Raw genomic sequence first — 14,423 nt, 5'->3', positions numbered from 1 at the left:
ATTAAAATGATTTTGATTGTAAAGATAAAATTTCTTCTAATAACTTTTGAGAATAATCTGTGATTTCAGGATTTTTATAAATTAAATTTCCTTCCTCAAAAATGAATTGCTCCTGCATTGCTGTAAATCCAAACTCTTTGGAATTATCCCAAATTGTAGCTTTTTTGAAATTCGGAAGATAGGTTATAAAATTTTTGAAAGATTGACGAAAGGATTTTTCAATGGATTTTCCTTGTGAAGAATGTCCTCCGAGAAGTTCCCGTTTATTGGCTCTATCTCTCAAAATTTTCAAGTCATTTACTGCAATGAAATGAGCTGCAAAATTAAACCTATTTTTATATTGATGAAAGTAGGCGTTGATTTGGCTCAATTGTTCATTAGTAAAATGAATCTGCATCATAAAATCCTTGTCATTCTCTAAACTATCTTTTATGGCATTATTCAGAGCGTGGCCAAGATTCAGGTCACTTATTTCTTTTTTATCAGGAGCGTAGAGGTGTATCATCAGTTTAGCTTGGTCGTGGTCGAAAAAATTGCACTGATGATGATTCCCATTATAGAGTTTCTTTTCCATAAAGGTGGTTTTGCCAGCTGCTATTGCTCCTACGACAAAAATAAATTTGCTCATTTTGCTTTATTTCTTCTTTCCTTTTGGGATAATTTTTTTCTCTTCACTTTTGTGTTTTCTTTCTACCTTTTTTACATCTTCGGCTGGAGGAAGGTTTTCAGGGATAATTCCTCTTTGCGTGAGCATATTTCTCACAGCTTTATTATTGTCAATGTGTTCTTTTTCTATTTTGGGTTGCCCAGATAAATCTTTGGATTGAACATTAAGTCCTGTCATTTCGGCGGCTAAATCTTTTGCTTTGATATTGATAGTGGGTAAGAAATCCGCAACGGGTCTTTTTTCAGGAACGCCCAGTTTTTTCTTTAATGCCAAAGTAGATAAATTAAACAACGCTTGGTCACCTTTGCTTCTAATGACGGCAAATCCTTTACTATCTATTCCTCTTTGGTACAAAATTCCCGAGAGTTGAGTTTCTGTTTGGCTGAGTTTTTCTCTTGCTTTTACGCGTTCGTATTCCAAAAGTCGCTCTTCTATAATTTCAGCTTTTCTTGTCTGAACTGCAAAATAATTCTGTGCAAACGAAATTTCAGGTTTTCGGCTATCGCCATTTTGTGCGATAAGGTAGCAAGCGTAGCGTGTGAGGAGAATATCATCTATTTCTTTTTCAGCACCTTTGGGCATTGCTATCGTTTTGCTGACGCCAGCAAAATGATAGGTTATTTCTTCTCCTGCATTTTCGCAAGCTGTTTTTGCTTTTTCTATGGCAGTTTCAAAATTTCTCCATTGAGAGTAGCCTAATAATTTCTGCAATTCTCTTGCACTCCAGCATTCCACATCTTCTATGGTAGAAGATGCGTTTTCAAATTGCTCAAAAAGCTGTTTTATTTCTTCTGTTTTCATTTTTCTGTGATTTTTATTGGTTATTCTTCAATCTTTCAATCTCTTCTTCTGCTTTGCTTAATAGTTTTTCTAATAGAGCAATTTTGTCTTCATACAATTTTCTAATAAGATTAATATCTTGGTCGTTATAATTTATGTTTCCGCTGTTGTTTCCTTTTACATTATTAATGCTATTTAAAACCTTTTTATTATCAAAATCGGTTATATCTTCTGGATTGACTTCTAAAACTTCTGCAATTTTATGGAGTTTATCCTGTGAGATTTTGGTAGTACCTTTCTCTAATTTGGAATAAGCCGCTTGGGAAATATCTAGTTTCTCTGCCATATACTCCTGTGTCAGATTTTTTAGCTCTCTGATGCTTTTTATTTTATATCCTATCATAAATTATAACTTTTTTATTATATATTATAACAGCAAAGGTAAGATATTTATTAATAATGAGAATACTTTTGCATCAAAATTTATATACAGGAAAAAATTATGAAAGTAACTTTAAAAATGAGTGTTTTGTCCCTTTTAGGCTTTGGTACAATGGCATACGCACAAGATTATGAGGGTAGAGTAGGGATAAATACAGAAACTCCTGCGGCGACTTTGGACATTAAATCTAAAACAGGAACAACTTCTGCTACCAAAAATTTGGAACTCCAAAATGCAAATGGAACCAAACTTTTAACAGTGTTAGATGATGGTAAAATAGGAATTTCTACTCCTGCGGAAAAAATAAGTGAAGCTTTACTGACACTAACAAGAACTTCTGAGAATATGGGAGGAGGTTCTATCATTCAAATGGTAGATAATAGATATGATATGACAGATAATGCTTTGACCAATTCTATTAGTTTTGTTGATAAAAATAAGAAGAGTTATGGAGTAATAGGAGAAACTTCTAGGTCTTCAAAAAGATTTGGTCTAAATACTTATGATGATTACGATGCATATTTAAGTACAGGTGCATTGAAGTATTCACCAAATGGTACAGCTACTGGATATACTTCATCAAGTTTTATATATTTAAGCAGTACAGATACTAAAGATAGAAGATTTAGAGTAGAAATTAATAATTATAATCCTACTCTTACTACGGAAGAATTCTTTATAAATTCTAAAGGAAATGTGTATATTGGAAAACAACTTGAAGTTGGAAAAGAAGTTCAAGAAAAATTAGAAGTAGTAGGAAATATAAAATCTACTAATCTTGCTGGTTCAGGCGATAGAGCCGTTTTCGCTGATGAAAATGGAGTGCTAAAAACAGGAACTTTCACTACAAAAGGTTCTACGCCAACGGATACAGAAACTTGCTCTACTACTAATGAGGGTACAATGTATTACAAACTGGTGGATAAAGATGGTAAGCAAGTCGGTTTGTTTGGGTTCTGCACTCGTGATGCTAATGGAGAATTTCTATGGGCTTATCAGTTAGGAGGAAACAATCTGTTTTCTGTATCAGGAAATCAGGCTTTTGGAACAGGGCTATAATTTTAAATGAATGTAAAAGAGCGGAGATTTTTCCGCTTTTTTCATTGTTAAAATTCTCCTTTCCGTTTTCGGGCGAAGGTCTATTTGTGTTAAAAAACTAATCTCCCACCACAATCAGAGGTTTCCCCCAAAGAAAATAAGACTTCTGACTGCAATCGGAAATCTTAACCTATCTAAATATAATCTCCGACTACAATCAGAGGTTTCCCCCAAGAAAATTAAGACTTCCGATTATAGTCGGAGGTTTGTTTTTTATTAAAATAGAATAAAATACTGAAAAATAATGCTTAATTTAATTAATTTTTTTATTTTTGGAAGGAAAATTTACGATAAATCCTTAAATAACTAAAAAAAGAAACCATAAAAACCATTCATAAAATGAAAATAAATATTGCAAGACTCAAAACCACCACGCTTGCTGCCCTTGCAGAGCGTGTAGTAGTGGCTTCCAAAAGTGGAAAATACACACTATCAGTAAGCGAGCATCCTCTTCTGAATGCCGTAGAGGTAGAAAAGAACAACTATAATCTACTCCTTAATAAGCAGGTTTATAGTGGAAAAGGCGAGAAAGTAGCAGAGCTAGACGAGGCAAGAGATAAGAGCTACAATGCAATGAAAACCTATCTAAAAAGCTATATAGGAATGCCTACATTGCCCAATTATGAAGATGCCGTAGCCTTGTATGATGTTTTTAAACAAAACAATCTGAGTTTAGACAAAAAATCCTATGCAGACCAGTCGGTACTTTTAGATAAGCTTATTGCGGATTTAGACAAAACTGAAAACAAAGAAAGGCTAACGAGATTGAACCTAGCAACTGCCTTCGCTGATTTGAAAACCAAGCAAGAGACCTTTTCGCATTTAATTTCTGAACAGACAGAAGCCAATGCAGAACTGAGATTGACCAAATCTGCCTCTGCTGTGCGAAAAGATTTGGAAAGGGTGATAAGGGATTATCTAGGGTTTATCACTGCAATGAAATCTCAACCCGATTGGAGTGCCCTCTACACCGAGCTAAGCGAGGTAGTAAAGGGAATAAGAAATTCATAACCAAAGGGCGAAAACACTCGCCCTTTTTCTTTTGATAGACAATATAAAAACCTCTCATTCCCTCACAAAAAACTGTATCTTTGCAAAGATTTTATTTAAAAGCTGAAAAATGACTTATCTTATCACAGGAGGAAGCGGTTTTATTGGGTCGCATTTGATAGAACAACTTCTGAAAAACGGACATTCTGTCATTAATATAGACAATTTTGACGACTTCTACGATTACAAAATCAAGATTAATAACACGCTGGAGTCCTTAGGACAAGAAAAACAAACCGTATTTTCAGATAAAGATACCGATATTAAAAACCTTATCCAATCCACAGAATCGGCTACTTATAGACTTTATTATCAGGATATAAGAGATAAAGAAGGTTTGGCAAATATCTTTAATAGTTATCAGATAGATATGGTGGTTCATTTGGCTGCTTTGGCAGGGGTACGCCCGTCTATAGAACGCCCAATGGACTATGCAGAGGTTAATATTCTCGGCTCTATGAATCTATGGGAACTTTGCAAGGATTTTGGTGTTAAAAAGTTTGTTTGTGCTTCTTCTTCAAGTGTTTATGGTAATAATGAGAAAGTGCCATTTTCTGAAGAAGATAATGTGGATAGACCTATTTCCCCATATGCTGCCACCAAAAAATGTGGTGAAATTTTAGGGCATACCTATCACCACCTTTACGATATCGATATGATTCAGCTGAGGTTTTTTACCGTTTATGGGCCTCGCCAAAGACCAGATTTAGCCATTCATAAGTTCACAAACCTTATTTCTGCGGACAAAGAAATTCCGTTTTATGGTGATGGTTCTACGGCAAGAGATTATACTTTTATAGAAGATATTATAGATGGTATTACCAAGTCTATCAGGTATTTAGAGGAAAATGACAAGGTCTATGAAATCATAAATCTGGGTGAAAATCAAGTGATTAATCTGAAAGAAATGCTTGCCACCATAGAAACCGAAATGGGAAAATCTTCCATCAAAAACCAACTGCCAATGCAGCCTGGCGATGTACAAAAAACCAACGCAGATATTACAAAAGCCAAATCACTTATAGGCTATCATCCTACCACCAACTTCCAAAATGGCATAAAAAAATTTGTGGAATGGTTTTTGAGAAAAGGGTAGAGGTAGTAGAAGTATTAACTTTATTTTAAATGCTGATTAAAGAAGTTTATCTTCGGAAATGATATTCCTACTTTTTAGTATTTAAATCATAAACTTTAAGCATTTAAGATTTTGATATTTCACTCAAATTTTTAAATTTGCAAAAAATACAAATATTATGTACTGGACATTAGAATTAGCGTCATATTTGAGCGATGCGCCTTGGCCAATGACAAAGGCTGAGTTGATAGATTATGCCATCAGAACAGGTGCCCCAATGGAAGTAGTAGAAAACCTACAAGCCATAGAGGACGAAGGTGAAATCTACGAATCCATAGAGGAAGTTTGGAGTGATTATCCTACGGATGAAGATTTCCTTTGGAACGAAGATGAATATTAAAATGCAACAGGCTTTAGGCATTATGCTGTAAGCCTTTTCTGTTTTTTAGTTATAATTTAAACAGCACTTTAGGTGCAAGTAGCTTTGGTACTGATAACCAAAAGCATAAAGCAAAAATATTTATGAGTTTTTTAGACAAGATTCTAAAAGGGTTCCTTGGTGATAAAAATGCCAAAGACCTGAAAGAAGTAAAAAAAGTAGTAGCAAAAATAAAAGCCGTTGAAGCCAGCATTCAGCAGCTTTCCGATGATGGATTGAGACAGAAAACCGCAGAGTTTAAAGAAAAACTAAAAACTGCTACTGCTGGTATCTCTTCCCAAGTAGAACAGCTGAAAGAGCAAATTAAAACCACGGCTAATATAGACGAGAAAGAAGCTCTTTTTGGGAAAATAGATGCCCTAAAAAAAGAATCCTATCAGATTGAAGAAAAAATCCTTGCTGAAGTTTTGCCAGAAGCTTTTGCCTTGGTGAAAGAAACGGGTAGAAGATGGGCAGAGAACGGAGAAATCCGTGTAACAGCTACCGACTGGGATAGACAGTTGGCAGCCGCAGGGAAGGATTTCGTATCCATAGAAGGAGAGCAAGCCGTTTGGAAGAACAGATGGAATGCCTTTGGGACAGATGTGGTTTGGGATATGGTTCATTACGATGTACAGTTCATCGGTGGGGTAGTACTTCATTCAGGGAAAATTGCAGAGATGCAAACTGGGGAAGGTAAAACCCTTGTAGGAACCTTGCCTATCTATCTTAATGCTCTTCCAGGAAGAGGGGTGCACGTGGTTACAGTGAATGATTACCTTGCGAGAAGGGACTCCGCGTGGATGGGACCACTCTATCAGTTCCACGGATTATCTATTGATTGTATTGATAATCATCAGCCTAACTCCGATGGAAGAAGAAAAGCCTACAACTCTGATATTACCTACGGAACCAATAACGAATTTGGTTTTGACTATTTGAGAGACAATATGGTTACTTCGCCATCAGAATTGGTACAGAGAGAACTCAATTTTGCTATTGTAGATGAGGTGGACTCTGTATTGGTAGATGATGCCAGAACGCCACTCATCATTTCTGGACCTGTACCACAAGGTGACCGCCAAGAGTTTGATGTGCTAAGACCTTCTGTGGATAGAATTGTAAATGTTCAGAAACAAACCGTTACGCAGATTTTTAACGAAGCCAAAAAACTCATCGCCGCAGGTAATACCAAGGAAGGTGGTTTTAAACTACTTCAGGCGTATAGAGGTTTGCCAAAATCTAGACAATTAATCAAATTCCTTTCAGAATCAGGAAATAGAGCTTTGCTGCAAAAGGTAGAAGCCCAATATATGCAAGATAACAATCGCGATATGCCAAAGGTAGATAAAGACCTTTACTTCGTGATTGATGAAAAAAATAATCAGATAGACCTTACCGATAAGGGGGTAGAGTATATGTCTGCAGGGAATGAAGATAAAGACTTCTTTGTGCTACAAGACATCGGGACAGAAATAGCCGAGCTAGAAGCTAAAAACCTTCCAAAAGAGGAGGAATTTGCAGCGAAAGAAGAACTTTTCAGAAGTTTTGCAGAAAAGTCTGAACGCGTGCATACCCTCAATCAGTTGCTCAAAGCCTATACCCTCTTTGAAAAAGATGATGAGTATGTGGTGATAGATGGAGAAGTGAAGATTGTAGATGAGCAGACAGGGCGTATTATGGAAGGACGCCGTTATTCTGACGGGTTACACCAAGCTATTGAAGCCAAAGAAAATGTAAAAATAGAGGCCGCTACCCAAACTTTTGCTACCATCACTTTGCAAAATTATTTCCGTATGTACAATAAGCTAGCGGGGATGACGGGTACAGCAGAGACCGAAGCGGGAGAACTTTGGGAAATTTATAAATTGGATGTGGTGGTCATCCCTACCAATAGACCTATCCAAAGACACGATAGACACGATTTGGTGTACAAAACCAACCGTGAGAAATACAATGCCGTGATAGAAGAAATAGGAAGGCTTACCGCAGCAGGAAGACCAGTATTGGTGGGGACTACATCGGTAGAGATTTCGCAGTTACTATCCAGAGCATTACAACTTAGAAAAATTCCACATCAGGTGCTCAATGCAAAACTTCACAAGAAGGAAGCCGAGATTGTAGCAGAAGCAGGAAGACCAGGGCAGGTAACTATTGCTACCAATATGGCAGGGCGTGGTACAGATATCAAGCTTTCCAAAGAGGTGAAAGAAGCAGGAGGTCTAGCAATTATCGGTACAGAAAGACACGATTCCCGAAGAGTGGATAGACAGCTCCGTGGGCGTGCCGGAAGACAAGGAGACCCAGGAAGTTCGCAGTTTTATGTGTCATTAGAAGATAATCTGATGAGGCTTTTCGGCTCTGAAAGAATTGCCAAAATGATGGATAGAATGGGGCATAAAGAAGGCGAAGTCATTCAGCATTCAATGATTACAAAATCTATTGAAAGAGCTCAGAAAAAAGTAGAAGAAAACAACTTCGGTATTCGTAAAAAACTCTTGGAATATGACGATGTGATGAATAAACAGCGTGATGTGATTTATAAGAGAAGAAAGAACGCTTTGTTCGGAGACCATCTGAAGTTTGATATTGCCAATATGATTTTTGATGTTTCTCACGCTATTGTGAGCGATGCCAAAGCTAGTGGAAACTTTAAGGATTTTGAATTTGAAATCATCAAAAACTTCACAATGGAGTCGCCTGTATCTGAGGTAGATTTCAAAAACAAACAAATCCCAGAGCTTACCAAGATTGTATTTGCAGCAGCACAAGAGGATTATAAAAACCGCATTGAACTGATGAAACAAAAGGCATTCCCTATCATAGAGAATGTTTACCAAAACCAAGGTTCGATGTTCAAAATGATTCAAGTGCCATTTACCGATGGACAAAAGACCATCACCATCGTTACGGATTTGAAGGAAGCTTATGAAACGCAATGCCAAAGCTTGGTAGATGATTTTGAAAAGAATATCTCCCTCAGCATCATTGATGAAAACTGGAAACTTCACCTTCGTGAAATGGATGATTTACGCCGCTCTTCTCAGGGTGCTGTTTATGAGCAGAAAGACCCATTGGTAATCTACAAACAAGAGTCTTTCCATCTCTTTAGCGAAATGGTGGATAAAGTAAATAAAGAAACCATTTCTTTCCTTTACAGAGGAGAAATACCAGCGTAAAACGCTTTTTAAAATAGAACTAAATTAGTAGCAGTTGCGGGCAAATCGTAGCTGCTATTTGTTTTTAGAGCTTATAGCTTACCGCCTAAAGCCAACTGCGTATTGTTAATTTCTATAAAATGACAAATGATAGCAAAAATAATCTTAAAATACCCAAGGAAATGATTAATTTAGACGACTGAAAAATATAAATAAACAATTGTGCTATGGCATTAGTAGATTTATCAAAGCAAGTGGCTTTGGGGATAGATATAGGCGGTACCAATACCAAATTTGGTCTAGTGAATCACCGTGGGGAAATTTTAGCGAAAGGTTCCATTAAAACCGCTACTCATCAGAATGTAGAGGATTTTGTGGACGAGCTTTATAGCGAGATTAAACCGTTGATAGACTTGCATTGTTCAGACAAGCAGTTTGAAGGGGTAGGAGTAGGGGCTCCCAATGCCAACTATTATACGGGAACCATTGAGCAAGCGCCCAACCTCCCTTGGAAAGGCTCTATACCATTTGCAGAACTGATGGAAAAAAAGTTTGGAAAGCCTTGTACTATGACCAATGACGCTAATGCAGCGGCGTTGGGCGAGATGCAATATGGTGCCGCAAAGGGAATGAAAAACTTCATTATGATTACCTTAGGAACAGGGGTAGGTAGTGGAATCGTTTGCGGAGGCAATTTGGTCTATGGGCACGATGGTAATGCTGGAGAACTAGGTCATACTATTGTAAAACCAGGAGGTAGAAAACATTGGAGTACAGGATCCGAAGGAAGCCTAGAAGCCTACGCATCTGCCACAGGAATTGCCATTACAGCAAAGAAAATGCGTGCAGAGTTTCCAGATTCTATGCTTAATGAATTTTCTGAGGAAGAAATCAATTCCAAAACGGTTCACGAATGTGCTCTAAAGGGTGATCCTACCGCAATAGAAGTTTTTAGATACACTGGGCAAAAGTTAGGAGAAGCGTTGGCAAACTTTGTGATGTTCTCTTCGCCACAAGCTATTCTGTTGTTTGGAGGGGTTATCAAGGCGGGAGATTTTATTTTAAAACCTGCAAAACTCCATATGGAACGCAATCTATTCCCTATTTTTAGAGGGAAAGTTCAGTTGGTATTCAGTGAGCTGAATGAAGCAGATGCTGCCATTCTAGGAGCTAGTGCTTTGGTTTGGGAATAATTATTGCATTTACAACGAAGTTTAAAAATCAATTGAGCCTATGAAATGGACTGAAAACAGAAGCGGTAATGTAGAAGATCGCCGTGGAAAAGGTGGCGGTGGTGGACTCTTGGGAGGTGGTTTAGTGAGTTTGATTATTGCAGCAGTTGTTTTCTTTTTAGGAGGTGATCCATCAGCCATATTATCCTCTGGGATAGGGGCTAATATCCCACAAACCGAACAAAGAGAACCGACTTCCGAGGAGCTGAAGACCAGAGAATTTATGGAAATGCTTACTGCTGAAAGTGAAATCACTTGGACGAAAATTTTTCAAGAAAATGGAATGCAATACCGCCCTGCCAAGGTGGTAATGTTTAGCGATGTTACCCAGTCGGGCTGCGGTACGGCACAGGCAGCAATGGGGCCATTTTATTGCCCAAGTGATGAAACCATTTATATGGATTTAAGTTTCTTTCAAGAGCTTCAATCTCGCTTCGGAGCAAGAGTTACCGAGTTTTCTGTGGCTTATGTTTTGGCTCACGAGATGGGACACCACGTGCAAAATATCTTGGGAACTTTACAGAAAACAGAGCAGCTAAGACGCAGTGGGAGATATTCCCAAGCACAGCTCAATAAAGTATCGGTAGCTACAGAGCTTCAAGCAGATTTTTATGCTGGACTTTGGGCAAGATATACCGATGATAGAGCTAGAATTTTGGAACCAGGAGATATAGATGCTGCCATTAGTGCAGCAGAGGCTGTTGGGGATGATAATATTATGAAGAGAAGTCAAGGTTATGTTAATCAAGAGGCTTTTACACACGGTAGCTCTGCACAAAGAAAAGAATGGTTTATGAGAGGGTTTAATTCTGGAGACATCAGGCAAGGGAACACTTTTGATGAACTTTTGAAATAATTAAGAGAAATACATTTTTTGGAATCCTTCACATATTGTGAGGGATTTTTTTTAAATTTGCAATCATTAAAAGAGTAAAGATGAGCCAACAATTAAGTTACCTATTTTCAACCAGAACCAGCAAAGATTTAGCAGAAAAAATTGCTCAGCACTATGGGCAAGAACTTGGAAAGATTAATTTTCAACAGTTTAGTGATGGTGAATTTGAACCTGTTTTAGACCAATCGGTAAGAGGTGGAAGGGTTTTCCTGATAGGTTCCACATTTCCGCCTGCGGACAATCTATTGGAACTTCTATTGATGATAGACGCTGCAAAAAGAGCTTCTGCAAAGAGCATTACAGTGGTTATTCCTTATTATGGTTTGGCAAGACAAGACAGAAAAGATAAACCAAGAGCACCTATAGGGGCTAAGTTGGTAGCCAACCTTCTTACAGCAGCAGGAGCTACTAGAGTGATGACAATGGATCTCCACGCGGATCAAATCCAAGGCTTCTTTGAAATCCCAGTAGATCATCTCTATGCTTCTACCATTTTCATAGAATATATTCAGTCTTTAAATCTTGATAATCTTACCATTGCATCACCAGATATGGGCGGTGCAAAAAGGGCTAAGAACTATGCGGGACACCTTGGTGCAGAGGTGGTGATTGCATACAAAGAGCGTAAAAAAGCTAATGTAGTAGAGGAAATGTTCCTCATTGGAGATGTGAAAGACAGAAATGTTATTCTTATAGATGATATGATAGACACCGCAGGAACGCTTTGCAAAGCAGCGGATATTCTGATGAAAAATGGAGCAAAATCTGTAAGAGCCATCGCTACACATCCCGTACTTTCTGGTAAGGCTTATGAGAATATAGAAAATTCTAATCTATTGGAAGTTATTGTTACAGATACCATCCCTGTGAAAACAGAGCTTTCTTCTAAGATAAAAGTGCTGTCTTGTGCTGCTCTTTTTGCAGATGTAATGCAGATGGTACACGAGCATAAATCTATTAGTGATAAATTTATTATCTAGTATCCCTTTCTAAGGGGAGAAAATCTAAAAAAATCCAATGGTGGTTGCCCTATATACCGCCGTTGGATTTTTTCATTTTACGGAAAACGACACTTTTTTTTTCAGTTTTTCAATTAGAATTACTATTTTTACAAAATCAATTTTTAGACTATGGAATTACAAGGTACAATAAAAAAGTTATTTGAAACCCAGACCTTTCCAAGCGGTTTTCAGAAAAGAGAAATGGTATTGCTTACCCAAGAGCAATATCCACAGCCAATAAGCATCGAGTTTTTATCCGAAAAAATCTCTCTTTTGGATAATGTTTCTGAAGGTGATGATGTAAAAATCGGAATTAATATCAGAGGTAGAGAATGGACTAATCCTCAAGGTGAGGTGAAATATTTTAACTCAATCACTGCGTGGAGATTGGAGAAAGTTACTGGTGGTAGTCAGTTTAATGAGCCTACCGAAGCTCCTGCAAGTAGCACGCCTGCTCCTGCGGATAACCCTTTCGCAGATGATGAGGAAGATGATTTACCATTCTAATGATTTTAGATTTTTTTTAATAGATAACCCTAAATGCAATCCTACTTTTAATGGTAGGATTTTTTATGATAGAATTACATCCTACAGAGCTATTTTTTCCAGATCCGAAGCATTACCATCCGCTATCGGGGTTGGTGGCGTGTGGAGGAGACTTATCTCCTGCCCGTTTGTCTTTAAGCTATGATTTAGGCATTTTCCCTTGGTATAATCCAGGAGAAGAAATCTTATGGTGGTGTCCAGACCCTAGATTTGTTTTATTCCCTGAACGGCTGAAGATATCAAAATCGATGAGAAAAATTCTTAAAGCCGAAACTTTTAGTTTTACGGAAAATCAATGTTTTGAAGGAGTGATGAGAAACTGTATGATGATACCTAGGCGAGAGCAAGATGGGACTTGGATTTCGGAGGAACTGATTGCAGGTTTCCTACAACTTCATAGAGAAGGGAAAGCAAAGAGCATTGAAGTGTGGCAAAGCGGAGCGTTGGTAGGTGGCTTTTACGGCGTTGAGGTGAATAAGGTATTCTGTGGAGAAAGTATGTTTTCTAAGGTGAGCAATGCTTCCAAAGCGGGATTTATCCACTTTGTGGAGCAATACAAAAACCATTTTACATTGATAGATTGCCAAGTATATTCTGAGCATTTAGAAAGTTTGGGAGCAGAGATGATTTCAAAAATGGACTATTTAGAGGTGCTATCAGATAAGTAGAATGCAGGCTTGGAGTATTTTGTTTCTTAGTGTAAAATAAAACCTAGCTTCCTTTTATCCAAAACCACGCTAGATTTTTTTGAATTGGAAGGCAAGAGTTTTTAAGTATCTTGTTATGTTTTGAAAACCAGTAGATTTCATCTTGTTTATGAGATTGTTTTTGGGATACAGGAATTTTAAATAGGACACCGTATTCCTAGCTTTTTAATCTCTAAATAATATGTAACATTTTTCTTATTTTTGTGAATCATATTTATTGAGCAATGAGAAACTTAATCTTATCCTTATTCGTTCTCCTGTTGGTCGCTACGAGTTGTAAAAAAGACGCCGTAGATGCTACCAATACCAAGACCTTCCAAGCCAGCATTAATGATATGGCATCTAGCCTCAATACTCTGGGGCAAGTAAAATTCAACGAAGCGCTTTATATCCTTAAAACCTTTGGTGTAGAAGGCGAAACGGAAGTGGAAAAATTGGCCGCTTTGGGTAAAAAACTACACGGACTGAAGGTACCACAGATTTTAGCATTGGCAGATGAGGTTGCCCAGAGCAATGGCATCGCTTGGACAAGTACAGGGCCGCCATCTTTGGGGGAGATGAATATCTTTGCCGTGGAAGAAGCCACCACTTTTGACCCCAACGACATCAAAGCCTCATCTCTTACCATTACCACCATTGAAGTGATGAAAGATTCTATTTTAGGTGCTAAAGGAATACAAGTGATTCCAAGGCTGGTAGATGCGTCTGGGAAACCAATAGAATTTTCTGGGGCAGCACTAGAAGCTGTAATGGAAGTGTATAGTGAAGGTACTAAAATCAGTACCACCAAAAATCTGATGTTAGATAATGATTTTAAAGGGTTTACCATTAAATTGGCTTCTATTCCAATGCAGAAAGTTCCCAATGGAAATATAGATGTTACCGTAACGGTGAATACCACTCATAAAAATTATAAAATGTCTAAAGTGGGCATTCCTGTGAATATTAATGCCTTGAAGCCAATGCCAGTACTGACTGGAACTGAAGAGCCTTCGGGGGCGGAAACACCTTCTGAAACAGGAGAGGCAACTGCTAAAAACGACCCTAAAACCACAGTAACCAGATTTTTGAATCATCTGGGGTCGCAAAATTTGAGAGGGGCATTTGAAGCTTCGGAAAATCCCAATTGGGGCTCTTACGAGCAGTTTTCTAATCCTACCTCTGGCTTCGGTGGTGTGAAAAACCTATCCGTTAAAAACATTTCTACCAATAGCACTAGTGATAATACAGCGAGTGTTAATGCCACTTATGATGTTACGGGGCAAGATGGTAAGGTAACCGCTCTGCAGGTAACTTTCGGATTGAAAAACATCAATGGAAATTGGAAAATAACCAGCTATAAAATCAATTAAGC

At 37.8% G+C, this 14,423-nt stretch carries 14 protein-coding genes; 11 read left to right on the top strand and 3 right to left on the bottom strand.

The annotated features are described in order from the left end of the window. Window position 1: 1 nt before the first annotated feature. Genes ACFFUE_RS04950 through ACFFUE_RS04940 form a run of 3 tightly spaced genes read right to left on the bottom strand, consistent with a single transcriptional unit; the run spans window position 2 to window position 1,850 of the window. Window positions 2–628, bottom strand: a complete 627-nt coding sequence (locus ACFFUE_RS04950; protein ID WP_376833143.1) for a hypothetical protein — start codon at window positions 626–628, stop codon at window positions 2–4. A 6-nt stretch (window positions 629–634) separates the two neighbouring features. Then, on the bottom strand, window positions 635–1,468 hold the full coding sequence (gene dinD / locus ACFFUE_RS04945; RefSeq protein ID WP_376833141.1) for a DNA damage-inducible protein D: 834 nt from the start codon (window positions 1,466–1,468) through the stop codon (window positions 635–637). Window positions 1,469–1,481: 13 nt separating this feature from the next. Then, window positions 1,482–1,850, bottom strand: a complete 369-nt coding sequence (locus tag ACFFUE_RS04940) for a helix-turn-helix domain-containing protein (RefSeq protein WP_376833139.1) — start codon at window positions 1,848–1,850, stop codon at window positions 1,482–1,484. 99 nt (window positions 1,851–1,949) lie between these two features. On the opposite strand from ACFFUE_RS04940, the gene ACFFUE_RS04935 reads away from it, so the two are divergent. From ACFFUE_RS04935 to ACFFUE_RS04885, 11 genes are all read left to right on the top strand, one after another. Next, the gene (locus ACFFUE_RS04935; RefSeq protein ID WP_376833137.1) at window positions 1,950–2,948 is read left to right on the top strand and encodes a hypothetical protein; all 999 of its coding nucleotides are present in this window, start codon (window positions 1,950–1,952) and stop codon (window positions 2,946–2,948) included. A 378-nt stretch (window positions 2,949–3,326) separates the two neighbouring features. Then, window positions 3,327–3,998 carry a DUF6261 family protein gene (locus ACFFUE_RS04930; RefSeq protein ID WP_376833135.1) on the top strand — a complete coding sequence of 224 codons (672 nt, stop codon included), beginning with the start codon at window positions 3,327–3,329 and terminating at the stop codon, window positions 3,996–3,998. 109 nt (window positions 3,999–4,107) lie between these two features. Continuing rightward, window positions 4,108–5,133 carry a GDP-mannose 4,6-dehydratase gene (locus ACFFUE_RS04925; RefSeq protein WP_376833133.1) on the top strand — a complete coding sequence of 342 codons (1,026 nt, stop codon included), beginning with the start codon at window positions 4,108–4,110 and terminating at the stop codon, window positions 5,131–5,133. 157 nt (window positions 5,134–5,290) lie between these two features. Continuing rightward, window positions 5,291–5,512, top strand: coding sequence for a DUF2795 domain-containing protein (locus ACFFUE_RS04920; protein ID WP_002662059.1), 222 nt, complete (start codon window positions 5,291–5,293; stop codon window positions 5,510–5,512). A gap of 122 nt (window positions 5,513–5,634) precedes the next feature. Beyond that, on the top strand, window positions 5,635–8,709 hold the full coding sequence (gene secA / locus ACFFUE_RS04915) for a preprotein translocase subunit SecA (RefSeq protein WP_376833121.1): 3,075 nt from the start codon (window positions 5,635–5,637) through the stop codon (window positions 8,707–8,709). A 206-nt stretch (window positions 8,710–8,915) separates the two neighbouring features. Beyond that, a complete protein-coding gene (locus ACFFUE_RS04910; RefSeq protein WP_376833119.1) occupies window positions 8,916–9,881 on the top strand; it encodes an ROK family protein in 966 nt (321 codons plus the stop codon). Window positions 9,882–9,921: 40 nt separating this feature from the next. Continuing rightward, window positions 9,922–10,776, top strand: coding sequence for a KPN_02809 family neutral zinc metallopeptidase (gene ypfJ, locus ACFFUE_RS04905; RefSeq protein WP_376833117.1), 855 nt, complete (start codon window positions 9,922–9,924; stop codon window positions 10,774–10,776). Between the two features lie 80 nt (window positions 10,777–10,856). Continuing rightward, entirely contained in the window at window positions 10,857–11,795 is a 939-nt protein-coding gene (locus ACFFUE_RS04900) for a ribose-phosphate pyrophosphokinase (protein ID WP_376833115.1), read from the top strand. Between the two features lie 150 nt (window positions 11,796–11,945). Continuing rightward, entirely contained in the window at window positions 11,946–12,323 is a 378-nt protein-coding gene (locus tag ACFFUE_RS04895; protein WP_376833113.1) for a DUF3127 domain-containing protein, read from the top strand. Window positions 12,324–12,388: 65 nt separating this feature from the next. Further along, the gene (gene aat / locus ACFFUE_RS04890) at window positions 12,389–13,030 is read left to right on the top strand and encodes a leucyl/phenylalanyl-tRNA--protein transferase (protein ID WP_376833111.1); all 642 of its coding nucleotides are present in this window, start codon (window positions 12,389–12,391) and stop codon (window positions 13,028–13,030) included. Window positions 13,031–13,293: 263 nt separating this feature from the next. After that, the gene (locus ACFFUE_RS04885) at window positions 13,294–14,421 is read left to right on the top strand and encodes a hypothetical protein (protein ID WP_376833109.1); all 1,128 of its coding nucleotides are present in this window, start codon (window positions 13,294–13,296) and stop codon (window positions 14,419–14,421) included. The last annotated feature ends 2 nt before the right edge of the window (window positions 14,422–14,423 follow it).

The sequence above is a fragment of the Bergeyella porcorum genome (genome assembly GCF_042427575.1).
Taxonomy (GTDB): domain Bacteria; phylum Bacteroidota; class Bacteroidia; order Flavobacteriales; family Weeksellaceae; genus Bergeyella; species Bergeyella porcorum.
Note: the sequence above shows the minus strand (reverse complement) of the source record. Positions and strands in the feature narration are given on the sequence as shown.

What these genes read in the sequence shown, in the direction of transcription:
- ypfJ (WP_376833117.1), top strand. Translation starts at nt 9,922, where the DNA reads ATGAAATGGACTGAAAACAGAAGCGGTAATGTAGAAGATCGCCGTGGA.
- ACFFUE_RS04950 (WP_376833143.1), bottom strand. Translation starts at nt 628, where the DNA reads ATGAGCAAATTTATTTTTGTCGTAGGAGCAATAGCAGCTGGCAAAACC.
- ACFFUE_RS04925 (WP_376833133.1), top strand. Translation starts at nt 4,108, where the DNA reads ATGACTTATCTTATCACAGGAGGAAGCGGTTTTATTGGGTCGCATTTG.
- ACFFUE_RS04920 (WP_002662059.1), top strand. Translation starts at nt 5,291, where the DNA reads ATGTACTGGACATTAGAATTAGCGTCATATTTGAGCGATGCGCCTTGG.
- ACFFUE_RS04885 (WP_376833109.1), top strand. Translation starts at nt 13,294, where the DNA reads ATGAGAAACTTAATCTTATCCTTATTCGTTCTCCTGTTGGTCGCTACG.
- ACFFUE_RS04900 (WP_376833115.1), top strand. Translation starts at nt 10,857, where the DNA reads ATGAGCCAACAATTAAGTTACCTATTTTCAACCAGAACCAGCAAAGAT.
- ACFFUE_RS04935 (WP_376833137.1), top strand. Translation starts at nt 1,950, where the DNA reads ATGAAAGTAACTTTAAAAATGAGTGTTTTGTCCCTTTTAGGCTTTGGT.
- dinD (WP_376833141.1), bottom strand. Translation starts at nt 1,468, where the DNA reads ATGAAAACAGAAGAAATAAAACAGCTTTTTGAGCAATTTGAAAACGCA.
- ACFFUE_RS04910 (WP_376833119.1), top strand. Translation starts at nt 8,916, where the DNA reads ATGGCATTAGTAGATTTATCAAAGCAAGTGGCTTTGGGGATAGATATA.
- ACFFUE_RS04930 (WP_376833135.1), top strand. Translation starts at nt 3,327, where the DNA reads ATGAAAATAAATATTGCAAGACTCAAAACCACCACGCTTGCTGCCCTT.
- aat (WP_376833111.1), top strand. Translation starts at nt 12,389, where the DNA reads ATGATAGAATTACATCCTACAGAGCTATTTTTTCCAGATCCGAAGCAT.
- secA (WP_376833121.1), top strand. Translation starts at nt 5,635, where the DNA reads ATGAGTTTTTTAGACAAGATTCTAAAAGGGTTCCTTGGTGATAAAAAT.
- ACFFUE_RS04895 (WP_376833113.1), top strand. Translation starts at nt 11,946, where the DNA reads ATGGAATTACAAGGTACAATAAAAAAGTTATTTGAAACCCAGACCTTT.
- ACFFUE_RS04940 (WP_376833139.1), bottom strand. Translation starts at nt 1,850, where the DNA reads ATGATAGGATATAAAATAAAAAGCATCAGAGAGCTAAAAAATCTGACA.